General features: G+C 61.2%; 26 protein-coding genes and 1 pseudogene. 18 read left to right on the top strand and 9 right to left on the bottom strand.

Annotated elements, in window-relative coordinates:
* The first annotated feature begins 638 nt into the window (after positions 1–638).
* From AC1D2R_RS01205 to ybaK, 3 genes are read left to right on the top strand one after another with little or no spacing between them, the layout of a single operon-like run.
* The gene (locus AC1D2R_RS01205) at positions 639–1,697 is read left to right on the top strand and encodes a M14 family zinc carboxypeptidase (protein WP_477963958.1); all 1,059 of its coding nucleotides are present in this window, start codon (positions 639–641) and stop codon (positions 1,695–1,697) included.
* The gene (locus tag AC1D2R_RS01200; RefSeq protein WP_477963956.1) at positions 1,698–2,048 is read left to right on the top strand and encodes an ArsC family reductase; all 351 of its coding nucleotides are present in this window, start codon (positions 1,698–1,700) and stop codon (positions 2,046–2,048) included. It begins immediately after the preceding gene.
* 3 nt (positions 2,049–2,051) lie between these two features.
* Complete coding sequence (gene ybaK, locus AC1D2R_RS01195; protein ID WP_477963954.1) at positions 2,052–2,525, top strand: Cys-tRNA(Pro) deacylase; 474 nt, start codon at positions 2,052–2,054, stop codon at positions 2,523–2,525.
* A gap of 2 nt (positions 2,526–2,527) precedes the next feature.
* Here ybaK and AC1D2R_RS01190 read toward each other — a convergent pair whose 3' ends face one another.
* The gene (locus AC1D2R_RS01190; protein WP_477964613.1) at positions 2,528–3,034 is read right to left on the bottom strand and encodes a MarR family winged helix-turn-helix transcriptional regulator; all 507 of its coding nucleotides are present in this window, start codon (positions 3,032–3,034) and stop codon (positions 2,528–2,530) included.
* Between the two features lie 19 nt (positions 3,035–3,053).
* Between AC1D2R_RS01190 and AC1D2R_RS01185 the strand changes: the two genes are divergently transcribed.
* Both AC1D2R_RS01185 and AC1D2R_RS01180 read left to right on the top strand, forming a co-directional pair.
* The gene (locus AC1D2R_RS01185) at positions 3,054–3,770 is read left to right on the top strand and encodes a glutathione S-transferase family protein (protein ID WP_477963952.1); all 717 of its coding nucleotides are present in this window, start codon (positions 3,054–3,056) and stop codon (positions 3,768–3,770) included.
* A gap of 84 nt (positions 3,771–3,854) precedes the next feature.
* Complete coding sequence (locus AC1D2R_RS01180) at positions 3,855–5,108, top strand: aminopeptidase (protein WP_477963950.1); 1,254 nt, start codon at positions 3,855–3,857, stop codon at positions 5,106–5,108.
* On the opposite strand, the gene AC1D2R_RS01175 is transcribed toward AC1D2R_RS01180, so the two are convergent.
* Positions 5,056–5,967 carry an EamA family transporter gene (locus AC1D2R_RS01175; RefSeq protein ID WP_477963948.1) on the bottom strand — a complete coding sequence of 304 codons (912 nt, stop codon included), beginning with the start codon at positions 5,965–5,967 and terminating at the stop codon, positions 5,056–5,058. The two genes, AC1D2R_RS01180 and AC1D2R_RS01175, sit on opposite strands and share 53 nt — an antisense overlap.
* A gap of 98 nt (positions 5,968–6,065) precedes the next feature.
* On the opposite strand from AC1D2R_RS01175, the gene AC1D2R_RS01170 reads away from it, so the two are divergent.
* Complete coding sequence (locus AC1D2R_RS01170; RefSeq protein ID WP_477963946.1) at positions 6,066–6,548, top strand: MarR family winged helix-turn-helix transcriptional regulator; 483 nt, start codon at positions 6,066–6,068, stop codon at positions 6,546–6,548.
* On the opposite strand, the gene AC1D2R_RS01165 is transcribed toward AC1D2R_RS01170, so the two are convergent.
* Together AC1D2R_RS01165 and xseA are read right to left on the bottom strand one after the other, a co-directional pair.
* Positions 6,549–7,139, bottom strand: a complete 591-nt coding sequence (locus tag AC1D2R_RS01165; protein ID WP_477963944.1) for an NAD(P)H-dependent oxidoreductase — start codon at positions 7,137–7,139, stop codon at positions 6,549–6,551. It abuts the gene before it with no gap.
* Between the two features lie 12 nt (positions 7,140–7,151).
* Positions 7,152–8,741 (bottom strand): exodeoxyribonuclease VII large subunit, encoded by a 1,590-nt coding sequence (xseA, locus tag AC1D2R_RS01160; protein WP_477963942.1) that lies wholly within the window; start codon positions 8,739–8,741, stop codon positions 7,152–7,154.
* A gap of 177 nt (positions 8,742–8,918) precedes the next feature.
* Here xseA and AC1D2R_RS01155 point away from each other — a divergent pair, with 177 nt between their 5' ends.
* The 3 genes from AC1D2R_RS01155 to AC1D2R_RS01145 all read left to right on the top strand — a co-directional run bounded on the left by AC1D2R_RS01155 (position 8,919) and on the right by AC1D2R_RS01145 (position 10,684).
* Positions 8,919–9,161 carry a hypothetical protein gene (locus AC1D2R_RS01155; protein WP_477963940.1) on the top strand — a complete coding sequence of 81 codons (243 nt, stop codon included), beginning with the start codon at positions 8,919–8,921 and terminating at the stop codon, positions 9,159–9,161.
* Positions 9,162–9,236: 75 nt separating this feature from the next.
* Positions 9,237–10,340 (top strand): IS5 family transposase, encoded by a 1,104-nt coding sequence (locus AC1D2R_RS01150; RefSeq protein WP_477963938.1) that lies wholly within the window; start codon positions 9,237–9,239, stop codon positions 10,338–10,340.
* A complete protein-coding gene (locus AC1D2R_RS01145; RefSeq protein ID WP_477963936.1) occupies positions 10,340–10,684 on the top strand; it encodes a hypothetical protein in 345 nt (114 codons plus the stop codon). The genes AC1D2R_RS01150 and AC1D2R_RS01145 overlap by 1 nt, the downstream gene beginning before the upstream one ends.
* A gap of 124 nt (positions 10,685–10,808) precedes the next feature.
* Here the strand turns inward: AC1D2R_RS01145 and AC1D2R_RS01140 are convergent, their stop codons facing one another.
* The gene (locus AC1D2R_RS01140) at positions 10,809–12,650 is read right to left on the bottom strand and encodes a hypothetical protein (RefSeq protein ID WP_477963934.1); all 1,842 of its coding nucleotides are present in this window, start codon (positions 12,648–12,650) and stop codon (positions 10,809–10,811) included.
* A gap of 155 nt (positions 12,651–12,805) precedes the next feature.
* Between AC1D2R_RS01140 and AC1D2R_RS01135 the strand changes: the two genes are divergently transcribed.
* From AC1D2R_RS01135 to AC1D2R_RS01120, 4 genes are read left to right on the top strand one after another with little or no spacing between them, the layout of a single operon-like run.
* On the top strand, positions 12,806–13,807 hold the full coding sequence (locus tag AC1D2R_RS01135) for a glycosyltransferase (RefSeq protein ID WP_477963932.1): 1,002 nt from the start codon (positions 12,806–12,808) through the stop codon (positions 13,805–13,807).
* Positions 13,808–13,834: 27 nt separating this feature from the next.
* Entirely contained in the window at positions 13,835–14,539 is a 705-nt protein-coding gene (locus tag AC1D2R_RS01130) for a class I SAM-dependent methyltransferase (RefSeq protein ID WP_477963930.1), read from the top strand.
* Positions 14,540–14,550: 11 nt separating this feature from the next.
* Positions 14,551–14,913 (top strand): DMT family transporter, encoded by a 363-nt coding sequence (locus tag AC1D2R_RS01125; protein WP_477963928.1) that lies wholly within the window; start codon positions 14,551–14,553, stop codon positions 14,911–14,913.
* Positions 14,906–15,298 (top strand): GtrA family protein, encoded by a 393-nt coding sequence (locus tag AC1D2R_RS01120; protein ID WP_477963926.1) that lies wholly within the window; start codon positions 14,906–14,908, stop codon positions 15,296–15,298. The genes AC1D2R_RS01125 and AC1D2R_RS01120 overlap by 8 nt, the downstream gene beginning before the upstream one ends.
* Here the strand turns inward: AC1D2R_RS01120 and AC1D2R_RS01115 are convergent, their stop codons facing one another.
* Positions 15,299–16,285, bottom strand: coding sequence for a Gfo/Idh/MocA family protein (locus AC1D2R_RS01115; protein ID WP_477963924.1), 987 nt, complete (start codon positions 16,283–16,285; stop codon positions 15,299–15,301).
* 180 nt (positions 16,286–16,465) lie between these two features.
* Here AC1D2R_RS01115 and AC1D2R_RS01110 point away from each other — a divergent pair, with 180 nt between their 5' ends.
* On the top strand, positions 16,466–17,416 hold the full coding sequence (locus AC1D2R_RS01110) for an aldo/keto reductase (protein WP_477963922.1): 951 nt from the start codon (positions 16,466–16,468) through the stop codon (positions 17,414–17,416).
* Positions 17,417–17,430: 14 nt separating this feature from the next.
* Positions 17,431–17,874 (top strand): N-acetyltransferase family protein, encoded by a 444-nt coding sequence (locus AC1D2R_RS01105; protein WP_477963920.1) that lies wholly within the window; start codon positions 17,431–17,433, stop codon positions 17,872–17,874.
* On the opposite strand, the gene AC1D2R_RS01100 is transcribed toward AC1D2R_RS01105, so the two are convergent.
* Positions 17,864–18,481 (bottom strand): hypothetical protein, encoded by a 618-nt coding sequence (locus tag AC1D2R_RS01100; protein ID WP_477963918.1) that lies wholly within the window; start codon positions 18,479–18,481, stop codon positions 17,864–17,866. The genes AC1D2R_RS01105 and AC1D2R_RS01100 overlap by 11 nt on opposite strands.
* A 159-nt stretch (positions 18,482–18,640) precedes the next feature.
* Here AC1D2R_RS01100 and AC1D2R_RS01095 point away from each other — a divergent pair.
* Positions 18,641–18,990: pseudogene (locus tag AC1D2R_RS01095) on the top strand (YciE/YciF ferroxidase family protein).
* An 82-nt stretch (positions 18,991–19,072) separates the two neighbouring features.
* Here AC1D2R_RS01095 and AC1D2R_RS01090 read toward each other — a convergent pair.
* Complete coding sequence (locus AC1D2R_RS01090) at positions 19,073–19,963, bottom strand: LysR family transcriptional regulator (RefSeq protein ID WP_477963916.1); 891 nt, start codon at positions 19,961–19,963, stop codon at positions 19,073–19,075.
* A gap of 111 nt (positions 19,964–20,074) precedes the next feature.
* Here AC1D2R_RS01090 and AC1D2R_RS01085 point away from each other — a divergent pair, with 111 nt between their 5' ends.
* A complete protein-coding gene (locus AC1D2R_RS01085; RefSeq protein ID WP_477963914.1) occupies positions 20,075–21,070 on the top strand; it encodes an aldo/keto reductase in 996 nt (331 codons plus the stop codon).
* Between the two features lie 108 nt (positions 21,071–21,178).
* A complete protein-coding gene (locus tag AC1D2R_RS01080) occupies positions 21,179–21,538 on the top strand; it encodes a nuclear transport factor 2 family protein (protein WP_037062671.1) in 360 nt (119 codons plus the stop codon).
* Between the two features lie 270 nt (positions 21,539–21,808).
* Here the strand turns inward: AC1D2R_RS01080 and pheT are convergent, their stop codons facing one another.
* Positions 21,809–24,232 carry a phenylalanine--tRNA ligase subunit beta gene (gene pheT / locus AC1D2R_RS01075; protein ID WP_477963912.1) on the bottom strand — a complete coding sequence of 808 codons (2,424 nt, stop codon included), beginning with the start codon at positions 24,230–24,232 and terminating at the stop codon, positions 21,809–21,811.
* Positions 24,233–24,236 lie beyond the last annotated feature (4 nt).

Below are 24,236 nucleotides of genomic sequence, written 5' to 3'. Positions count from 1 at the left end.
GGGTGCTACCATCCACTCATCCCCTGAGGAACGAGAGGCGGGGCAAATGCTCCGGTAGATGGTCATGCACGAACAGAACACGCAATCGTCCTTCGACTTCGCTTTGCCGACAATGACTCGCAATCGTCAAGATTTGGCAAAGAGAACCTGTTTTTTGCCGTTTTGCCGGGAACAGCGGGCGCTCGACCAATGCCTTAATATGCAGGCATGGCTGCCGCAGCAGTCCTATCTTCCGTTCGGTTCGCCGCGCCCGCCAGAGCTCCTTCCTGGAACCCTTTACAACGTCGATCACAGCACGAGAATTTCGGACGAGGTCATTTCCGCTGCTTGCAGGGCAGCGGAACGCAATCGACACCTGCCGGTTCGAGCTGCCGTTCGATCACGTCGCAGCGGTCGGGACGCCGCCGCGCAAGGGTATCGCACTCGCCGGGAACTGAGGCCGCGAGTTGCTGCGGCAGATGTATGTGCACGGGTAACAATTGTGGCGCGGGAGTTCGTTCTGATCCGCAATCGCGCGAGCGATGGTGCCTGCGACCATATCGGCCGCTGGCCGCTGCAGGCTCGAGCATAACGGCTTGCCTCAGACAGCGTAAGTTGCTTAAAGCTCCTGCGGCAATGACGTGACGGCAGGGAGAGCTATGAATACTTCAGAGATCATTATTGCGGGTGACACCGCCGGTATCGAATGGCGTCTCCCCGTTCTCCGCTTCAAGGGCAGCGATCCCAAGGCGCCGAAGATCTACATCCAGGCGGCGCTCCACGCGAACGAACTGCCGGGCACCGTTCTTGTCCACTTCCTATGCGAAGGATTGCGCCAGGCGGAAAGTGCGGGACAGATCCGGAGCGACATCATCGTCGTGCCGCATGCCAATCCGATCGGTGCTGCACAATCGCATTTCGGTGAACTTCAGGGCCGGTTCGATCTCGGATCGCGCACCAATTTCAATCGGGAATTCCCGCTGATTTCGGTCAGTGATCGCAATGGGCTCGTCGAGAACCTGGATCGCTTCGCAGCCGTCGAAAAACTGAAGCGGCAGCTGCTGCACATGGCGCTCGGCTGCGACCTTGTCATCGACCTGCACTGCGATGACGAATCGCTGCAGTATGCCTATATCGACGACGCGTTCTGGCCGCAGGCATCCGATCTGGCATCGGCCATGGACATGGAGGCCGTTCTTCTCTCCGACGGCGAGAGCTCGGCCTTCGAAGAGGCGGTCGCCTTCGCCTGGAAACACGAGAAAGCTGGCGAAAAGGCATCGCAGCTGCCGGGCAAGCTGTCGGTGACGGTCGAGCTTCGCGGCCGTCGCGACGTCTATTCCGATCTGGCGAAGAAGGATGCCGAGGGACTGTTTCGGTTCCTCGCAAACCGCGGTGCAATCGATATCCCCGTCGCACTGGCACAGTTCAGCGGCCCGGCAGTGGCGCTCGACAATGTCGAGATGATCCGTGCGCCGGAGGCAGGCACCGTCCTCTTCCACCGCAATATTGGCGAACACGTCGCCGAAGGCGATCTGTTGGCGACACTGATCACCCGTCCCGGTATGGCAGACGGCACCGCCGAGGTCCGCGCACCGCAGGCGGGTCTGATCATCACGCGCAGCTCCGAGCGCCTCGTGCGCCGCCGCACGGACCTGATGAAGATCGCCTGCAAGACTGCAAGCAAGGCGGAACGCAAGGCCGGAACGCTGGAGGATTGAGTGACCGTCACGATCTATGGCATCAAAAATTGCGACACGATGAAGAAGGCGCGCGGCTGGCTCGAAGAGCACGGTATCGCCTACACGTTTCATGATTACAAGGCCGTCGGCATCGACCGGGCGCATTTGCAGGTGTGGACGAAGGAAGCCGGGTGGGAAACCGTTCTCAATCGCGCCGGCACCACCTTTCGCAAGCTGCCGGAGGCCGACCGAAACGATCTCGACGAGGGCAAGGCGATCGCCCTGATGCTGCAACAGCCATCGATGATCAAGCGTCCGGTCGTCGAGGCGAATGGCAAGCTCATGATCGGCTTCAAGTCGGATGGCTACGACAGTTTCTTCAAGGCGTGACCGATGTCGAAGACCACCCGTGCCACGCAGGTTCTCGCCAAGGCCGGCGTCAGCTTTGCCGTTCACACCTATGACTACGACCCGAATGCCGAGCGCGTCGGTCTGCAGGCGGCCGAAGCGCTCGGCGAGGAGCCGCATCGCGTCCTCAAGACTCTGATGGCGGAAGTCGACGGCAAGCCGGTGTGCGTCGTCGTGCCCTCGGACCGCGAAGTCAGCATGAAGAAGCTCGCAAGTGCGTTTGGCGGGAAATCGGCCAACATGATGAAACCGGCGGACGCCGAGCGCCTGACCGGCTACCATGTCGGCGGCATCAGTCCGTTCGGCCAAAAGAAACCCGTGCCAACAGCGATCGAGGAAACAGCGCTGGCGGAGCGGCTCGTCTACCTGAATGGCGGCCAGCGGGGCTTGCAGGTCAGGCTCGATCCGAAGGTTGCGTTGACCGCCTTGAAGGCAGTGGCCGCACCCCTGATCGCCTGAGGTCAGAGAAACCGCGCGAGCAACCTGGCAAGGGTGCGGGCATCTTGTTCATCGAGCTTCGTGCCGATGTGGCGCTCGATGGCTTTGGCATAGACCTGCCACATGCGCTTCTGCAGATCCCGTCCTGCATCGGTGACAACCAACCACCGTCCGCGACCGTCCTGATCGAAGGTCTCGCGCCTGACAAGCCCTTCCCTCTCCAACCGATCGATCAGGCGCGACACATTATACTGCGCCAGGAGCGTCCGCTGCTCGATCTCGAAGGGGCGAAGCCTGCCGGCCTCAGCGCGCACCAACTCCCAAAGAACGTCGTACCAGCCCAGCGGCGGCAGCTGCTCTGCGTTGAGGTCGGACTCGATCGATCCGAGCAGCCGCTGCTGGGCGCGCATGAGATTGATCCACGCGTCGGTTACGGCGTTCGAGGGTTTTGAGGTGTCTGCGAATTTTTCCATACATGCATCTGCATCTATCTTGATCCTACAGGCAAGCGTTATTATATGCATTTGCATCCATAATGGAGAATAGGCCATGCCCGCTTCCAGCATCGACATGTTCCAGCCAGCGCTGACGCTGGTCAGCCATCACCTCTGCCCGTACGTCCAGAGAGCCGCGATTGCGCTTCTCGAAAAGACCGTCCCGTTTCAGCGGATCAACATCGACCTCGCGCAAAAGCCGGATTGGTTCCTAGAGATTTCCCCGCTTGGCAAAGTGCCGCTGCTCCGCATCAGGCGCAGCGACAGCAGCCAGGAGGTCCTCTTTGAGAGCAGTGTCATCTGCGAGTATCTGGAGGAGACGCGGGACGGGCCGCGGCTTCATCCGGCAGATCCGCTGACCCGCGCGCGCCACCGCGGCTGGATGGAATTCGGCTCGTCTATCCTGTCGGATCTCTGGGTCTACGAGACCACGCAGGATCCGGCGCAACTCGACGCCAAGCGGACTGTGCTGGCATCGAGATTTGCAACGATCGAGGCCGAACTGGCGAGCGGACCCTATTTCGCCGGGAGCGACTTCTGCCTGGTGGATGCTGTCTACGCGCCGATCTTCCGCTATTTCGATGTGTTCGACACGATCGGCGACAGCGGGATCTTTACCGGGCTCGAACGGCTGAAAACATGGCGAAAGGCACTCGCCGAGCGGCCGAGCGTCAGGGCGGCTGTTGAGGAGGATTATCCCGAGCGACTGATGGCCTTCCTGAAGCGTCACGATGCGGCGCTGTTGCAACAGGCGTCGTCGTCAGCAGCCTGAATACCCACCATGGACGGCTTCATTTTCGCCGCAAAGGCGTCTAAGTCTACGAGGCTGTCCGTTTGTTTCAGAAGGTGATCGACCATGAACTATATGCCCCAAGGCCAGAACTCCGTGGATCCCGTCAAGCTCGAAAAGCTGGCGGAAGTGGCCATCAAGGTCGGGCTGCAGCTGAAAAGCGGGCAGGATCTCGTCATCACCGCACCGGTCGTCGCCCTTCCTCTCGTCCGGCTGATCACCAAGCATGCCTATATTGCCGGTGCGGGGCTGGTAACAGCCTTCTATTCCGACGAGGAATCGACCCTCGCACGTTATCAATACGGCAACGACCAGAGCTTCGACCGCGCCTCGAGTTGGCTCTATGAGGGGATGGCAAAAGCCTACGAGGGTGGTGCCGCACGCCTTGCGGTTGCCGGCGACAATCCGATGCTGCTTTCCGAACAGCATCCGGCGAAAGTCGGCCGGGCCAACCGCGCAAACTCCGCGGCCTACAAGCCCGCGCTCGAGAAGATCTCGAATTTCGACGTCAACTGGAACATCGTCTCCTATCCCAATCCGTCGTGGGCGAAACTCGTTTTCCCGAACGATCCGGAACCGATTGCGGTTGCCAAGCTGGCCAAGGCGATCTTTGCCGCGTCGCGCGTCGATCTCGACGATCCGATAGCAGCCTGGACCGAGCATAACGCCAACCTTGCAAAGCGCTCCAGCTGGCTGAACGGCGAGCGCTTCGCCTCCCTGCATTTCCAAGGACCGGGCACCGACCTGACAATCGGGCTGGCCGACGGCCACGAATGGCACGGCGGTGCCTCGACTGCCAAGAACGGGATCACGTGCAATCCCAATATCCCGACCGAAGAGGTGTTCACGACGCCGCATGCTTTGCGCGTCGAGGGTCATGTCTCGAGCACCAAGCCTCTATCGCACCAGGGCACGTTGATCGACAATATCCAGGTGCGCTTCGAGGGTGGCCTGATTGTCGACGCGAAGGCTTCGCGCGGCGAGGAGGTGTTGAACAAGGTACTGGATACGGACGAGGGTGCGCGCCGGCTTGGCGAAGTCGCGCTGGTGCCGCATTCGTCGCCAATCTCGGCGAGCGGCATCCTCTTCTACAACACGCTGTTTGACGAGAATGCCTCCTGCCATATCGCGCTGGGCCAGTGCTACTCGAAGTGCTTCCTCAACGGGGCAAGCCTCAGCCAGGAAGAGATCAAGGCGCAGGGCGGCAATTCGAGCCTGATCCATATCGACTGGATGATCGGCTCCGACAAGGTCGATATCGATGGCATCAAGCCGGACGGCTCGCGGGTTCCGGTGATGCGTTGGGGCGAGTGGGCCTGACAGGCATCAACGTCCGCTGACTGAGCCAGACGCTCGCCAACACCATTGCGAAACCGCAAAACTGTGCGGGCGTCAGGATTTGGCCAAGCGCCAGCCACCCAAGCAGGGTGGCAACCACCGGGCTTAGGAATCCGAGCGACGCTGCCGCCGAAGGCTCGATGCGGGCGAGCCCCCTGAACCACAGCAAATAGGTTGCAGCGGCCCCGATCAGGCCGAGATAGGTCATGCCCAGAATATTGGCGCCCGTCGGAACCGGCAAGGCCGGCTCGGCAAGAAGGGCGACCGGCACAAGCAACAGTCCGCCTGCCGTGAGCTGCCATGCCGTAAAGGTGAGACTGGAGACCGGCGGCGTCCATCGGCGCGTCAGGACGGTGCCGAACGCCATGGAAACGGCACCGGCTAGGCCCGCCGCTACGCCAACCGGATCCAGTGCTGCAGTGGGCGTCAGCACAAGCAACGCGACGCCCGCCATTCCGACACATCCCGCGGCAACGGCCAAGGCGCGGATAGGTCTCCCGAGAACCAAGCATGAGAGCACGATGACGATCAACGGCTGGACGGCGCCGACCGTCGCAGCCACGCCGCCGGGCAGCCGGTAGGCACAAACGAACAGCATCGCCCAGAAGAACGAGAAGTTCAGCGCGCCGAGAAAGAAAGCGCGAAACCACCAGACGCCGAAGGGTAGCGTTCGTACGATCGCCAGCAGCAACAAGCCGGCGGGCAGTGCTCGCAGCAGGGCGACGGTCAGCGGATAGCCCTGCGGCAGGAACGACGTCGTCACGAAGTAGGTGCTTCCCCAGATCGCCGGCGCAAGCGCGGTTGCGAGGACGTCGGCGACATAGGTCGGATTTTTCTTCATATCAACAATCTCTACATCAAGATAATCTTAGTCTACGCGCATTTATCTTGACGTCAAGATAGTTGCTGATATCACTGCCGCTTCAGGAGACATAGGATATGGATCGCGTCGACAAGATATTATCGCAATGGCGGCACGAGCGTCCGGACCTCGAGACCGAGGCAATGGGCATCCTCGGGCGTTTGAAGCGCCTGACGACGCATCTGGCCCGCGAGGTGGAGCAGGTGCTCCGGCAGCACGGCCTTTCCTCATCCTCGTTCGATGTGCTTGCGACGCTCCGACGCTCCGGTGCGCCCTATCGCCTGTCGCCCGGCGATCTTCTCGCCATGACGATGGTGAGTTCCGGAACGATGACAAACCGCATCGACCAGCTGGAGAAAGCCGGCTTTGTCGAACGCGTCGTCAACCCCGACGATCGCCGCAGTGTGCTCATCGCGCTGACGGACGAAGGATTCGGTACGGTTGAGAACGCCGTGGGCGCCCATGTCGCCAATCAGCAGCGTTTGACGCAGAGCCTCACAGGCGACGAAAAGGCAGAGCTCGATGCGCTGCTGCGCAGATTTCTCTCGGCCTTTGAATAGTCAGAGGGTGCTCAGCGCCTTGCGCACCCGCTCCAGATGCGCCGCCCGTTTTTCAGGCGTTGCCCTGTCCATGTCGTGCAGGCTGAGCATGCGGAAATTCAGGCGCTTTGCGCAGAAGTTCGAAATGCCGCGCTTCAGCAGTCGGCGAACCGGATTGCCCATGTAGAGGTGGACAAGCCACCAGGGGGAACCCGTCGTCGTCAACGCCCAGAGCAGCTTGATGTTCGTCAGCTTCGGCACAATGCGACCACCTGCCAGATCGTGCGTGAAGGCCACGCCGGGTGCCAGCACGCGGTCGAAGAAGCCTTTCAGGATGGCCGGAAAATTGAACCACCACTGCGGGAAGACGAGGACCAACCCATCGGCAGCCTGCAGCCGCCCGACGATGCCGGACACGCCGGAGACATCATAGGGAATGTCGAAATAGCCCCCGCGCTCGGCCGGTGACAGGCGCGGATCGAAATCCTCGCGATAGAGATCGAGCAGGTCGACGCTATGGCCCTTTGCGCTCAGCACCTGCTGCGCCGTGGCGGCCACTCCCGCCGCGAAGCTGTCTTCGAGCGGATGGGCAAGAACGATCAAGATGCGCATCCCGCAACCCCTCTAGAAAAGACTGCCCTGCTTCGGCGGCGTGCCGGGCTCAGAGGGCTTCGCGGTCCGCTTCCTGGCACTGGAGGGTGCCTCGCCCCCATCGATCGTGATGGCGCCGATGCGACCATCGGCGAACTCGATCGAGATGCCCGCGCCCGATGGCAGCATGGCCGCCTGCGATACCGGACGGTTCTCGTCGTCGCGGATCACGGCATAGCCGCGCTTGAGCACGTTCTTGTAGGAAAGAGACTGCAGCACGCGGTCCTGCGACGCGAGCTCGCCGCGAGCTCGCGTCAGTTGGTGTCGGACAGCAGTATCGGCGTGGCGCGAAAGATTGGCCAGATGATCGCGCATGCGGGCCGTCTGCGTCTTCAGCCGTGCAGGCAGCGACGAGAAGACCGCATCGGCGCGACCGACGCGCGATCTCGACCGGTCGATCAGCCGCTCGACCGTTCGTTCCACCCTTGTCATGCGCTCGACCAGCATCCGCCGCCGCTCGGCAAGGCGATTAGACAGCACATCCGGCCGCAGATGCGCGGCCGTTTTCTCGAAGCTTCGCCGCTTGTTGATCGTGTTGAGTTCGAGACCACGTCCAAGGCCGGCAGCGGCCTCGTCGAAGCGGCGCCGCGGCAGCGCCAGGAGTTGGTCGAGCGACGGCAGCGCGCGCATCAGGGCGCGCACCGACTGCCGGCGATGATCCATATGACGGTTCATGCAGCCCTGAAGACGAGCCGTCAGCCCGGCGATCTGGGCCTCCAATTCCGCCTTGACCGGAACGGCCATCTCGGCAGCGCCGGTCGGCGTCGGCGCACGCACGTCGGCGGCGTAGTCGATGAGCGTCCAGTCGGTTTCGTGTCCGACGGCCGAAATCAACGGGATCCCGCTCTCGGCCGCAGCGCGCACCACAAGCTCGTCGTTGAAGCTCCAGAGGTCTTCGAGGCTCCCTCCGCCACGCGCAACGATCAGGACGTCGGGGCGCGGCATTTGGCCGGCCGCTTCGAAGCCGTTGAAACCGCGGATGGCATTTGCCACCTCCTCGCCCGACCCCTCACCCTGAACCTTGACCGGCCAGACGATTACACGAACAGGGAAGCGGTCAGAGATGCGGTGCAGAATATCGCGGATGACGGCGCCGGTTGGCGACGTGATGACGCCGATTACCTCGGGCATGAACGGCAGGCGCCGCTTGCGGGTGAGATCGAACAGGCCCTCGGCGCCGAGCCTGCGCTTGCGCTCTTCTATCAGCGCCATCAGCGCGCCTGCACCGGCGGGCTCGAGCGTCTCGATGACGATCTGATACTTGGACGAGCCGGGAAATGTCGTCACCTTGCCGGTGGCGATCACCTCCATCCCCTCCTCGGGGCGGAACTTCAATTTAGAGAAGGTTCCCTTCCAGATAACCGCATCGATACGCGAGCGATCGTCCTTCAACGCGAAGTAAGCGTGACCGGAGGAATGCGGCCCGCGATAGCCGGAAATCTCGCCGCGCACCCGCACCTGATCGAAGGCTGTCTCGACGGTCCGCTTGATGGAACCGGAGAGCTCGGAAACCGAGTATTCGGCAAGATTGCTCGGCGAATCATTCTCGAAGATGCTGCTCATGCGCTTCTTTTATCCGAAGCCGTCCGAAAGAGCAGCCCCGCACGATGGGAACGGAATCGCAGGAATATCGTTTTGCTGTATCGGCGTCGGGCATACAGGAAGCTGGGGATTGCCGGACCCGTTAATTGTTCGTCAAAGCTGCCGCACCTATACTGCCGGTGATTCGGGAGATACTGGATGATCGCTCTGACTGCCGCCGCACTTGGCTTTACCACCGCGCCGATGCGCTCGTTGTTCTCCATGGTCCTCGTCGGCTTTTTCGTCTGCCTGGCCTACGTATGCGCGGCATTGACCGCATCCGGGGCAACGTCGGTGCTTGATCTCTTTACGGCCATTGGCTCCTACAATCTGAGCCTGCTGCTATGCCTTCTGGGCATTCACGCTATCGAGCGCGCTCGTGAAAGGGCGCGGTTCGTCTAGCCGGGTGTTGAAAAAGCCCTAGCGCCCGGGCTCTGGTCATGATTCACTCGCTGTATTGCGATTTGGAGCTGATGGATGCGCGGCGGCGATGTGAGGACAGGCGAACTCTTCAGCTATGTCGATCTTGAGGATCGGGTTCGAAAAGATCATCCTTTACGGGCCATCCGGCAGATCGTGAACGAAGCGCTTCTTTTGTTGGAACGAGATTTTTCGGCGCTTTATTCGCCGATCGGACGGCCGTCGATCGCGCCTGAGAAGCTTCTACGGGCCATGCTTTTGCAAGCCTTGTATTCGATCCGTTCTGAACGGCTTTTAATGGAGCGGCTGGAATACGACCTTCTTTTCCGCTGGTTTGTTGACATCGGCATTGACGATCCGGCTTGGGACCACTCGGTGTTTTCGAAGAACCGCGACCGGTTGCTTGATGGCGACATCGCTGCGAAGTTCCTGGGTGCAATCCTTTCCCAGCCCAAGGTAAAGCGGCTGCTGTCAACGGACCATTTCTCTGTCGATGGCACACTGATCGAGGCCTGGGCGTCGATGAAGAGCTTCAAGCCGAAGGACGGCCCAAGGGGCGATAATGGCGAACCACCATCAGATAGCGGCGGTCGGAATGCGGAAGCAGACTTCCACGGCGAAAGGCGTTCCAACGAGACGCATGCCTCAACGACCGACCCGGATGCAAGGCTTTATAAGAAAGGCAAAGGCAAGGAGGCCAAGCTGTGCTTTATGGGCCATGGGCTGATGGAGAACCGCCATGGCCTACTGGTCGATGCCTGCCTAACAGAGGCCAGCGGATATGCCGAACGTGTCGCGGCGCTTGCCATGATAGAACCCTTCGCTGAGCGGCCACAAGCGATCACGCTGGGTGCCGACAAAGCATATGACACAAAAGACTTCGTCAAAGATTTGCGATCGATGAAGGTGACACCCCACGTGACGCAGAACATCAACGGTCGCCGTTCGGCCATTGATGGACGCACGACGCGTCATTGCGGCTATAAGGCCAGCTTGCGTATCCGCAAGCGCATCGAAGAGGCGTTCGGCTGGATCAAAACCGTCGCGGGGCAGGATAAGACGAAGTTCCGCGGGCGCGATCGCGTCGGATGGGCGTTCACCTTCGCGGCCGCCGCCTACAATCTGGTGCGGCTGCCGAAGCTCATGACGGAGACAGGCTGATGGCGAGAGTTTCCACCTTCGCCAAGGCCTTCGCCGGTCGTTGGCGCATCGTCGAGATGGACAACTGGGACAACGACGTCCTCGATCTCGTCGAAGAGGCGCATCTGACATTCCAGGGCACAGCGGACGGCGAAATCGCATTCGTCGCGCTCAAGGGCTTTCTCGATGTTCGCTATGGCGCACGCGATGGATCAGCCTGTGCAGAGTTCTCATGGGAAGGACAAGACGAGAGCGACCTGGTCTGTGGCCGTGGATGGGCAGCTCTCGGCTCCGCTGGACGCCTTGTCGGACACATCTACGTCCACAACGGAGACGATTCCGGTTTCGTGTGCGAACGCGACTGACTTCTTCAACAGCCTGCTAGGCAGCTCCTGCAAAAGGGAGCCTCCAACGCTGCTCGGGTTCTTGGTCCCGATGCAATTCCGGACGGAAAACCGCTACGCGATTTTCCTCGGTTTGCTCTGACTGTCAAAAGCCGGTCGGCACGTAGCGGAAAAATTGGACCGGCGAACCTTCCGGTCTTGGCAAGGCCCGCAGATATGCAGGGACGTTTCCCTTCTCGAGTTGCGCGTAGAGACCGTCCGGCTTGATCTTGGCGATCTGCCTGGTCTGCGGATTATCCCCACAGAACACCAGCACGCTCACCCCTGTACCACGCAGAAAGGCTTCCGCGTCCTGCGCCGGCGCCAGGCCGATGTGCATCTCGGTCAGCATGCCTCCCTGGTTCCGATGATAGGGAGCGGAGAGAATCCTGTTGTCGGTGAAGCGCAGAATAGATACGCCCACGTCGGAGGGTGCGACCACCAGGCCGGGAGGAAGGTCGGCCAAGGGCGCAATCGTCTCCCGCGACGAGCACGAGGGCTTGTCTTTTGCCGCCGCCGTTTCGGCAGCCTCGTTGTTCATGTGGATGCCGAGAAACCCGCCCGCCAGACCCCAAACGGCTGCAACGCTCAGGAGGACGCTCGAGATGTAGCAGAAAGCGGCCGCAACATTCTCGCTGTCGCCGTTGGAGATCCGACGCATGTCGACAATCAGCAGCGTCAGGGGGAATACGGCCAGCAAATTGGAGAACATCGAACCACGGATCTGAACCGTCGCGATGCCCCAGCTGACAGCGAGCAGGAAGAGAAGAACGAGATGGAGGCGCACGCGGTCGCCATAGACAAGACGGAAGACGCAAACCGCAATTGCAAACAGGCCGGTCGCGTAGAAGAAGCCGATCGTGTACGGATCCTGATGGTTGGCCCCGAAAATCGATTGCGCCTCCGAGACATAGTCGAGCCACAGTTCGATCAGCATCGGATCGAGATCGGACAGCGGGTTGTGCAGGCACTGCGGCGCGATCACGACCACCGACACCAGAACGGCCGCGCCGACGCCGGCGAGAGCGGCGAAACGAACCAGGCGGCTCGCGCGGCTGGCGAAGGCCGCGGCAAACAGCAGAAGCCCTCCCCCGATTGCTGAGAGGCTGTAGTAACCGAGCGAAAGGTTGTCGCAGGTCACCGCTGCATAAAGCCGCGGCGGAACAGTGCCGAAGAAGAAGACGCTGATCGACAGCGCCAGGGTGAGACCGAACACTTTTGCGGCAGGTGCGAACGGTTCGCCGTCCCAGGCCCACGCCAGTGCAACCACAATGCAGCCAGCAGCGACGAACGGCATGGTCTCCACACCGATAGCAATCGCCAGTGCCGCCGCAAATGCGGCGACGGCGTAGCTCAGTGGCCTGTTGTCCTCGTCAAGCAGCATCGCCGTCATGATCGCTACAAGCGCGAACTGGGCGTTGTGATGGTCGATCGATCCGGGCAGGAAGCGATTGCTGGTGACCAGCAGGAATGCCGCCAGCGCCAGGCAAAGGTGCATCCCGAGCACGCCGCCGATGCGCCGGCCGGCAAGCCCCATGCCCCAGAGGCTGGGAACAATCAAAGAGAGCGGCCAGATGGCAAGCGCAAGCGCCTCTGCACGCTCCTGCGGCAGGAATACACCGAAAAGCCTGATCAGCGCGGCGATCGGAAGGTCGATCAGCCGCGACCAATGCATCACCGTGCCGGTCCCGAGACCCATGCGGTACTGCGTGAGATCGAACCAGCCTTGGCCGTTCAGGAAATCGCGCACTTCGACGAGCCGCATGCCGTCATCGTTGTCGGCACCAACATAGTCCTTCGCATTCGGGATCTTGAGCGCCGCGATCGCGACCACCAGGAGAACGCTATATACGACCACAGACGGCCACAGCGTGGCCATGGCCGTTCGCAGCTTCTCACGCCAGGACACGGATGTTGAATCGCCAAGCATCGGGGCAACAGTCGCCATGGGCTGATCTCGTCATTGAGTGACGGCGAGCACATTACGACCGGCGTGTCAAAAAAGCGTAAAGCGGCGCCTGTCGTCGCGTTCGGAGGCTTCATAGCTACTTGTTAACGGCCAGCGTCTAGAGTTGCCGGGATTTCTTCGTAACGGGTGTGATCATGGCCGGAGCGCGTATCGACAGTCTGAATATTGCCGTCCTGCTACCCTGCTACAACGAGGCGGCGACGATCGGTGCCGTCGTTCGCGGTTTCATTGCGACGCTGCCCGGCGCGCAGATCCACGTGTACGACAACAATTCCACGGATGGAACAGCGCTGCACGCGATGCTTGCCGGTGCCCATGTCATCCGCGAGCGCCGCCAGGGCAAGGGTCATGTCGTGCGCCGCATGTTTGCCGACATCGACGCCGACATCTACATCATGGCAGATGGCGATGGGACCTACTCGCCTGACGATGCCGAAGAGCTGATCCGCACGCTTTTGACCGAGCGAGCCGACATGGTCGTTGGAACCCGCCGCGGCGTGCACGACGATGCCGGACGACAGGGTCACGCATTCGGCAACAGGCTCTTCAATCTGCTCTATCGAACGATCTTCGGCACGGATTTTACGGATATCTTTTCGGGCTACCGCGTGTTCTCGCGCCGCTTCGTGAAGAGTTTTCCTGCCGTCTCAGGTGGCTTCGAGATCGAAACCGAAATGTCCGTTCACGCCTCGCGGCTGAAACTTCCGGTCAGCGAACTGGAACTCGACTACGGCCGCCGGCCGGAAGGCTCGCACTCCAAACTGTCGACCTTCAAGGATGGCGCCAAGATCCTCTGGATGTTTGCGATGCTGATGAAGGAGACACGGCCCTTTGCATTCTTCGGCATCCTCAGCGCGCTCTTCATGCTGACAAGTCTCGGCTTCATGGCACCAGTGCTGGCAGAGTATTTCGAGACAGGCTTGGTAACCCGGATGCCGACGTGGGTTCTGTCGATGGCTTTGATGATGATCTCCTTCATGGTCTTCACTGCCGGCCTGATCCTCGATTCGGTTGCGCGCGCCCGTGCCGAACAGCTGCGCATCCATTACTTGAATGTCGCCGCTCGCCACCACGGCGCAACGCTCGTAAAAGACGCGGAAGCGGCTCGAAGCGGCATGGCCGCGCGCATCGTATGATTGTTCCGCTCGAGGTCCCGTCCTTCTATGAATAGAGAAACCACCAATCGCATTCGTTTCGTGCTCGAGGATATCCTGCCGCCGGTTGTTCGTGATTCCGGCGCATTCCGCTGGGCTGCGCAACGTGTCTGGGGCGACCATATCACCCATCTGGCGAAGTTCCGCGAACGCGCTCCATTCCTCTCGCCGGAAGAGTATGCCGAGCTTTACCGCAATCATCCCCGCGTCCACGAAGGTACTGATAATTCGGCGGCGTGCATCAGCCGCATCATTGGGTCGATCAAGGGGCACAGCGTCTGCGATGTCGGCTGCGGAACAGGGGCGCTGCTTAGTCGAATCCGGTCTGCGCGCCCAAAGCTCAACCGTCTCGCAGGTGTCGATTTTGTCATCGACGACGCATCGCGGCTCTCCGGCATCGAATATGTCGCGGCCAAAGTCGAGGCTCTTCCATTTGCCGACGGCGAATTCGATACCGTTATCTGCACGCATGTGATCGAGCATATTCTCGATTATCAGAAAGCAATCGCAGAGCTACGCCGTATCGCAAGACGCCGGCTCATCATCGTCGTGCCGCGGGAACGCGAATACCGCTACACGTTCAACCCGCATTTCAACTTCTTCCCGTATACGCATTCCTTCCTGAGGGCGGTCCATCCCGTGCCGCCGGCCTATGTCTGCGAAGATGTCGGCCGAGACATATTCTATTCGGAAGACAGGGACACTGCGGCTTGAAGGACGCTTCGATGCTTTCCACGTTTTCGGTCGGCACCTGGATTGGGCTCATCGGCACGCCTCTGCTGATCGCATCCGGGCAGGTTCTGTTCAAGCTGACGAGCGCCACCGCAGGCGAACTCAGTGTCCGCAACGTCTTTGGGTTGCTCCTCAATCCCGTGCTGCTCGCCGCTCTCGTTCTTTACGGACTCGGCACAATCATCTGGATCTATGTCCTGAAGGCGGTCCCCCTGACGATCGCCTACTCCTTCATGGGATTGACGTTCTGTTTCGTTCCCCTGTTGGCGCAGGTCTTCCTGGGCGAGGCGCTCACTCTCCGGTACGTGATTGGTGCCGTCTTCATCGTGGCCGGTATGCTGGCGATCAATGGCTGAGACCCACCCGAACTGCAGTGGGTTGATTGTGCGCTTTGCCTTGTTGTCGCTGCTCGGCTTGGCGACGGATGGCGTGTTTCTCCACCTGCTTTTGGACGTTGTGCCCGAGCCGTTCACGGCACGGGCGCTCAGTCTGTTTGCTGCGCTTGGAATTATGCTGCCGCTGTTGCGTTACGCCGATCTTGCGGCGCACGGTACGCTATCGATCGGACGCGCCGGCATAGTCGCGATCCTGGTGATTGCGATGTTCGTGAACTATGGCCTTTATGCCGCGCTTGTCGCGACATTGCCTTCCCTACAGCCGCTGGCGGCGATGGTTCTCGCATCCGCCGCGTCGCTCTGCTTTGCAGTTTTCGGTTATGTGCGCTTCGCTTTCCGCACGTGATCACACCGCTTCCCAGCCGTCCTTCTCGCTGGCGCGGTAGATGGCGTCGATGAAGGTCTGGTTGAGCTTCGAGCTTTCCAACGTGACCACCTCCTCGTTTTCGCCCTTTGCAGCACGCGCGATGGCTTCGGCCTCGCGCTTGTACTGGCGGCTGTCGGGGAAGCGGAAGACGGTCGATTCGTTATGGCTGCGGTTCGTGAGTTCGATCTCTTCGGCGCCCCAGCGGTCGGCATTGAACGGCGATTTCACCTCGATGAAGCCATCCGTGCCGTGGAAGACCATGGCCTGACGATTGGCAAGCTGGGTCGCCACGTAGAAGCTCAACTCGAAGTCGCCGAAATCAGCCTTGATGCTCGAATAGATGTCGGTGCCGAATTCAGGATCCCGCCGGGTCACGGCCTGGACCCGCAGCGGCTCCTTGCCGGTCGCAAAGCGCGTGGCAATCGTCGGATAGACGCCGATATCGGGAAGCGCGCCGCCGCCGAGCTCGGGAATGTTGCGCATGTTGCCCGGATCGCGGTTGAAGTAGGTGAAAACGCCCTGCACGTGCTGAAGCCTGCCGATCGCGCCCTCTGCGATCAGTGAGCGCACCTTTTGCCACACCGGCGTATAGGTGACCATATAGGCCTCGGTGATCAGCACCTTGTTGCGGTCGCGTGCGGCAATCAGCCTGTCGATCTCATCGGCCTTCAGCGCAATCGGCTTCTCGCAAAGCACGTGCTTTCCGGCGTCGGCCGCCTTGATCGTCCACTCGACGTGCTGCGCGGTGGGCAGCGGAATGTAGACAGCGTCGATCTCGTCGGAGGCCAGCATCTCCTCATAGGAGCCGAAGGCATGCGGCACGGAAAAGCGGTCAGCCATTTGGCGCGCCTTGGCCAGATCACGACTGGCAATGGCCGTCACGACGCAGTTTTCCGCGTCCTGGATGGCCGGAACGACAAGGTCGCGACCGATCTTCGCGGTCGAAATGATACCGAAACGCAGCATGGCTTGAGCTCTCCTCGCTAGATTTTTGTGCGACTTTAGTCAGGCGCCGGCTGCGGCGCAATGGCGCGATCACAATTCGTGGAGCTGGTTTCCATCATGGCCGCCGCGCGCTATGGTAGCACTGGACGGTGTTCTGCCGTGGCATCAATTTCAATCACTTCAGCACGTTAGGAGAGCGTCATGGATATGCGCCGTCTGGGAAAAACCGGTCTTTCGATCGCGCCGATCGTCTTCGGGGGCAATGTCTTTGGCTGGACCGCCGATGAAAAAACCTCGTTCGAGATTCTCGACGCCTTCTTCGACGCAAGTCTCAACACGATCGACACCGCCGACGTCTATTCCTCCTGGGTGCCGGGAAACAAGGGCGGAGATTCAGAAGAGATCATCGGCAAGTGGCTGAAGCGCGCCAAGGTCCCGCGCGACAAAGCCATCATTATCACCAAGGTCGGCTCCGACATGGGCCAAGGCAAGACGCTCAAGGAGACTTACATCCTGAAGGCCGTCGAGGATTCGCTCAAGCGGCTGCAGACGGACTACATCGACCTCTACCTCTCGCACTGGCCCGACGAGAACACGCCTTACGAAGAAACGCTCGGCGCCTTCGCCAAACTGAAACAGCAGGGGAAAATCCGAGCTATCGGCTGCTCGAACCTCGACGCCAGCCAGCTCAAGGCATCCTTCGATGCCGCCGAAGAGGCCGGGTTGCCGCGTTATGACGTGCTCCAACCGGAATACAATCTATACGCGCGAAACAGCTTCGAGGGCCCGCTTGCCGATCTCTGCAGCATGGAAGACATCGGCGTCATCACCTATTTCAGCCTCGCGGCGGGCTTCCTCTCCGGGAAGTACCGCACGAAGGCCGATGCGTCAGGACGGGCGCGCGAGGGCCGCGTTTCCGAGTATCTCAACGACAAGGGATTCCGGATTCTCGCCGCGCTCGACAAGGTCGCGGCCGAGACCGGCGCAAAGCCGGCGGAAATCGCGCTCGCCTGGCTGCTCGCAAAGAAGGGCGTGACGGCGCCGATTGCCAGTGCTACCAGTCTTTCGCAGCTTCAGAGCCTGGTCAAATCGGCGACGCTCAAGCTTTCTGACGATGCATTGGCGCTGCTCGACAAGGCAGGCGCCGCCTGACCGGGAGCCCAGGCATGCCCGTTACGGTCCGCGACGCAAGGACGAATGACGAAGCCAGGTGGCGCGAGCTCTGGGCCGGATATCTCGCGTTCTACGACGTGTCGGTCGATGCCGCTGTAACCGATTTAACTTGGCGCCGGGTCTTCGATCCGGCGTCGGCGATCGCCATGCGCGTTGCAGAAATCGACGGCGACGTCATGGGCTTCGCGCTCTACCTCACGCATGAGGGCACGTGGATCAGTGGCAAGGACTGCTATCTCGAGGATCTCTTCGTCGATCCCGTGGCCCGCGGCGGGGGTGCCGGGCGCGCGCTGATGGACGACCTCGTCGCGCTCTGCAAGAAAAACGGCTGGTCGCGGCTTTACTGGCATACCAGCGAACAGAACGAGACGGCCCGGGCGCTCTACGACAGCTACGTCCAAAGCGACGGCCACATCCGCTATCGGATCAATTTTTGAACCGCGGAAAACCTTCGTAGGATGCGGCGTGATCGCCTTCCCAATTTACCATACCCGGCTTGGTGAGAATGCCGCGCGGCCTGACATAGCTCTGGATCACGCGCCGCGGGCGCTCGTGCCATTGAATGTTGAAGGCCCAGAGCTTGGGAAAAAAGCAGAGCGCGGCGTAAGGCAGGTGATCGTGAATCCACCACGCCAGCTTCTGCCAGTCCTCCTCGTTGCCGTAGGTATCGACCATCCACGGCACGACGACGCAGGCGGTCGCCCCCATGCAGCCGTCGATATCGCGCCGGTCCCAAATGTGATCGGCAGCTGTTGCGGCGTTTGAAGAACAATTGAGCTTGTTCCTGTTTCCGAACTGGTTGACCTCCGCGGAGCGATATCCGGAGCGGATATGCAGGCGGCCGAACGTCGCCTGAAGCGGCTCCAACAGGTCCTCGCAGAGCCGCCTGCCGGCTTCGATCGCGAGCTCCGGATCGTCGGGGATATTCGGAATGCGGTAGAAATCGGCGATCTCCGAATGCAGGAAATCGCGCAGAAAGAAGCTCCTAGACAGCCGCGCCCGGCCCAGATCCTCCAGCCCTTTCATCGATCCCGGCTTCTTCATCGGCGCCCTCCTCTGAGATCCGCGTACCACTTTGCCCGTTTTCATCCGTGGCGCCACCCGAAATCATCGGAACAATTCGCGCCGGTTCGCTTGTCATAAGGGAGGCACGTTCGCAGCTTCCCCAGAAAGCCAAGAAAAGAGAAAAAGACACTCGACGATCTGTTCTACAATACGCTGAAAGACATCTACTTTGCCGAGAAGCAGTTTCTCCGCGCCGCCGAAAATGGCCAGAGCCGCGCAGTCCCCCGAACTTAAGGCTGGTTTCGAAATACACCGGGCCAGACCGAGGGAATGTCGATCGTCTGCATGTCTTCGAGCTGATCGGCAAGCGCGCTCAGGGCAAGGCCTGTGAAGCGATCCAGGGCGTCATCTCGTCGGGCACAGTGCCCTGGAGCACCCGCTACGGGACGCTGAAGACCTGCGCAATGACGCTCGGCAAGAGAGACGTTGCCAGCCTTCTCGACAAGACGCTGCAGGAAGACGCCGCGGCCGACAAGGCCCCGTCGTAACTCGCCACCTCCGCAGCGAACCAGACGGCCGCGGCCTGACTGATCGGCATCGCAGGAGCACGCCGTCGCGGCCGTTCCCGCGTCAGCCGCTGTACTTGAAGAAATCGATGAAGGCACGCAATGCCGGCCGCATCTGGCGCCTGCTGGGGTAGTAGATGAACGGGCCGGAATAGGGCGCGCACCAATCCTCCAGCACCCGGACGAGTTTTCCGCCCGCCAGCTCGGTCTCAACGCGCAGATCGAAGAGATAGGCGAGGCCTGCACCATTCAGAGCTGCGATAAGGGCGAGCCTGTCCTCGCTGACGATCAGCGGCCCATCGACCGCCACGACCAGTTCCTGCCCGTCCTTTTCAAACTCCCAGCGGTAGATCGTGCCGTTGGTGAAGCGCCGCTTGATGCAGCGGTGGCGGACGAGATCGCGCGGATGCTGCGGCTTGGGATGCTTTTCGAAATATTCGGGAGACGCGGCTATGACGGTCGTCAGATTGGGCGAAGCCCTGACGGCGATCATGTCTGCCTCCAGGCTCTCTTCCAGCCTGATGCCGGCGTCGAAACCCTCCTTGACGATGTCAGTGAATCCGTCTTCGTTGGCGATTTCGAGAGTGATGTCGGGATAGCGGCCCAGGAATTCGCCGAGCCGCGGCGCAAGCAGGATATCGGACGCGAAGCGGGGGGCGGTGATGCGCAGATTGCCGGCCGGCGTCTGGCGCGCGTCCCGGACGGCTTCCAGCGCTACGCCGATCTCCTCCAGGGCGGGCTTCAGCCGCTGCAGCAGGAGCCTGCCCTCTTCCGTCGGGGCAACGCTGCGGGTGGTACGTGCCAGCAGCCGGACGCCCAGGCTCTCCTCCAGGCTGGATATGGCGTGGCTGACGGCGGAAGGAGCGATCAACAGTTCCTTGGCGGCGGCGCGGAAGCTTCGATGCTCCGAGACCGCGGCGAGAACGGCAAGCTGGGCGAGTTGAGTCCGGTTCATTGATCTAACAGATAGAACAAGCTGTTACAAATTGCACGCCTTCTTTGAAGAGTGAGGGAGCGCTACGTTTTCCCTGCAATAGCGCATTCAGCTCAGCAAGGAGCACTCCACATGAAAACCCGCAAACTCGGAAATGATCTGACCGTCTCGGCCGTCGGCCTGGGCTGCATGGGAATGAGCTTCGCCTATGGAGCAAGCGACGAAAACGAGGCGATCAGGACGCTCCACCGCGCCGTCGATCTCGGGATCACCTTTTTTGATACGGCAGAAATTTATGGGCCCTACACCAACGAGGTGCTTCTAGGCAAAGCCTTGAAGAACGTGCGCGACCGCGTGGTGATCGCCACCAAGTTCGGCTTTAAACTCGATCCGACAAAGCAAGGCGTTGCCGCCCTCACCGGCGTCGATAGTAGGCCCCAGCACGTCAAGGAGGTAGCGGAAGCCTCGCTGAAACGCCTCGGCATCGAGACTATCGACCTGTTCTACCAGCACCGCGTCGATCCTGATGTGCCGATCGAAGATACCGTCGGCGCCATGGCGGAGCTGGTGAAGCAGGGCAAGGTGCGAGCAATCGGTCTGTCGGAGGCGAGCAGCACGACGATTCGCAGGGCTCACGCCGTTCATCCGATCGCGGCGTTGCAGAGCGAATACTCGCTCTGGTCGCGCGACCCTGAAGGCGACATTCTCGACACCTGCCGCGAGCTCGGAATAGGCTTCGTGCCCTATAGCCCGCTCGGCCGCGGATTTCTGACTGGCGCGATCCGCAAGGCGGACGATCTCGGCGTCGATGATTTCCGCCGTCAGCTTCCCCGCTTTCAATCGGAGAATTTCGATGCCAATGCCGCACTCGTCGCAAAACTCGAAGCGCTCGCAAGCGAAAGGGGCGTGACGGCGGCGCAGCTGGCGCTTGCCTGGGTATTGCATCAGGGTGACAGCATCGTCCCCATCCCCGGCGCCAGAAAGACCAATCACCTGGAACAGAACGCCGCAGCGGCCAGTATCACACTCAGCGCTGCCGAACTGGAACAGCTGGGCGCGGTGATCCCACCCGATCTGATCGCCGGCAAGCGCTACTCCGATGCCTCGCTGGCGATGACCAACCTTTGACCGATCGGCGGCCCGGCCTGCACGTACGGGCTGCCGAAACCGACGCGCCGATCTTGCCGCACTGTCTCATCGCACTATGCTTTAGGATATGAGCCCGGGAGGCGAGACATGTCGGATCAGCAGGCAGTCGAAGCGGTTGTACATCTCTACGTCGAGGGCATGACCTTCGCCAACGAAGCCGCGTTGCGAAAGGCGTTTCATCCGCAATGCGCGGTCATCGGACACTATGAGAATGCAGTGGAGTGGCTGACCCGCGACGAGTTCATTGCCGCGATCGTCGCCGAGGGTGCTGCACCTCCCGGCACGCAGCCGCACATGGATATCCAGATGCTCGACATCGTCGGTGATGCGGCTTCTGTCAAAGTCAGCGACAATTTTGCCGGGATGCTGTTCACCGACTATCTGTCGATGCTGAAGATCGAGGGCCGCTGGACGATCGTCAACAAGCTCTACTATCTGCACACATAGAGGGCTGGCAATGATGCTTAGAGACGCGCGCGCTTTGCGCGTTATTCTCCGCAGCCTCATTCCCGTGCTCGTCACAGGAACCCAGCCACGGCCCGTCCGCGCGGTGAAAAGGCTCTTCTGCGCTCAAGGACTCGAGGACGCTCGCCCCCGCCACAAGGGCGAGGATGGGGGATTGGGGCCTCTGTGCGGTGACCGTCGCAGCTCGAAGGCTTTGCCAAACCGGGCCGGCGATGATCTCGCCGACCCCTGGCTTCACCACATGCGTGGCCCTCAGCCTCTCAGCACGCCGCCGGTGAACTTCGTCACGCTGGCGACGATCTTTTGGGTCAGATCCTCGAAATCCTCGTCGGTCAACGTGCGGTCGACCGGCTGGATCTGCACTTCGATCGCGACCGACTTCTTGCCCTCGCCGACGGAAGCGCCTTCGAAGACATCGAAGACGTTGACGCCCGACACCAACTTGCGGTCAGCGCTCGAGGCAGCCTTGATGATCGCGCCGGCTTCAACAGACTTGTCCACGACGAAAGCGAAATCGCGCTTGACGGCCTGAAACTGCGAAAGCTCCAGCGCCGGTTTGGTGCGTGTGGCCTTCCTCTTCGGCTCGGGCATGGCATCGACATAGACTTCGAAGCCGCAGAGCGCGCCTGACACGTCGAGCGCTTCGAGGGTCGAGGGATGGAATTCGCCAAAATAGCCGAGAACGACCTTCGGGCCCATCTTGATCGTGCCGGAGCGGCCTGGATGGTACCACTCTGGACCGCCCTGATCGATCTGGATATTGCCCATAGGCAGCCCGCAGGCTTCGATCACCGCCAGCGCATCGGCCTTGGCGTCGAACACGTCGACCGGCTTGCCGCCGCCCTTGGCAGCATTGGACCACATACGCCCCGAGCCCGACATCGAGGCCGTGCCGCGACGAATGCCGCCGGCGACGCGGCGCTGGCCTTCCGGCCTGTCGTTTTCATAGGTGCCGGAGACTTCGAAGATCGCGACGTCGCCATAGCCCTTGTCCGCATTGCGCTGCGCTGCCGTCAAAAGACCCGGCAACAGCGAAGGGCGCATGTCCGACATTTCGGCCGCGATCGGATTGGCGAGCTTGAGGGCCGCCGAGCCGCCGCCGAAGAGCTTTGCCTGATCTTCGGGGATGAACGACCATGTGACGGCCTCCAGCATGCCGCGCGAGGCAAGCGCGCGCTTGGCCGTGCGGGTGCGGATCTGCAGCGTCGTCAGGATCTTGCCGTTGATGGCCGCGTGGCTTTCCAGCGGCGCCGGCTTGATGTTGTCGACGCCGTGGATGCGCATAACCTCTTCGACGAGATCGGCCTTTCCGTCGACGTCAGGGCGCCAGGAGGGGACGGCGACCGAAACGCGCTCGCCGGAACCCGACACCTTGAAGCCGAGACGCGTCAGGATCTGCACGCTCTCCTCGATCGAGACGTCCAGACCGGTGAGGCGCTTGACCTCGGAGAACGGGAAATCGACGATCTTCGGCTCATACCCCTTGTAACCGACGACATCGGCCTTGGCGGCCACGCCGCCGCAGAGTTCGAGAACGAGCTCCGTCGTGCGCTCGATACCCGGAACCATGTATTCCGGATCGACGCCGCGTTCGAAGCGGTAGCGGGCGTCGGTGATGATGCCGAGACCGCGGCCAGACTTGGCGATATTCATCGGGTCCCAGAGGGCGGATTCGATCAGCACCTCCGTGGTGTTCTCATCACAGCCGGACTGCTCGCCGCCCATGATGCCGCCGATCGACTCGATGCCGTTCTCATCCGAGATGACGACATTATTCGGGCTGAGCTTGTATTCGCGCTGGTCGAGCGCCAGTACGGTTTCACCATCTTTTGCCCGGCGAACAGTCAGATTGCCCGTCACCTTGGCAGCGTCGAAGACGTGCATCGGCCGGCCCTGATCGAAGGTCATGTAGTTGGTGATATCGACCAGCGCGTTGATCGGGCGCAGACCGATCGCGAGGAGACGCTGCTGCATCCACTTCGGGCTCGGACCGTTCCTGACGCCTCGCACGAGGCGGAGCACAAAGCCGGGGCAGAGCTTTTTATCGTCGAGATCGAGCGTGACCTTGACGGTCGTTTCGCCTTCGACGGCGAAAGACGGGGCGGGCCGCGTCTTGAGCGTGCCGAGGCCGGAGGCGGCCAGATCGCGGGCAATGCCGTAGATCGAGGTGCAGTCCGGACGGTTTGGCGTCAGGTTGATCTCGATCATGGGATCGTCGAGATGGGCATATGCGGCGTAGCTGGTGCCGACAGGCGCGTCCTCAGGCAGATCGATGATGCCGTCGTGGCTGTCGGAAATCTGCAGCTCCTTTTCGGAGCACATCATGCCATGGCTTTCGACGCCGCGGATGTTGCCGACGGCCAGCGTCACGTCGATGCCTGGAACATAGGTGCCGGGTGCCGCGAAGGCACCGATCAGGCCGGCACGTGCGTTCGGTGCGCCGCAGACGACCTGGACGGGCTTGCCCGCGCCCGTATCGACTGACAGAACCTTGAGGCGATCGGCCTGCGGGTGCTTTTCGGCAGAGAGAACCTTGGCGATGACGAATGGCTTGAACGCCGCCTTGTCGTCGACGTCCTCCACCTCCAACCCGATCTGGGTCAGGCGGATGCAGATTTCATCGAGCGTGGCATCCGTTTCCAGATGATCCTTGAGCCAGGAGAGTGTGAATTTCATGATC

The organism is Rhizobium sp. P1_C7, assembly GCF_056406295.1.
This window is presented reverse-complemented; position numbering and strand designations above follow the sequence as displayed.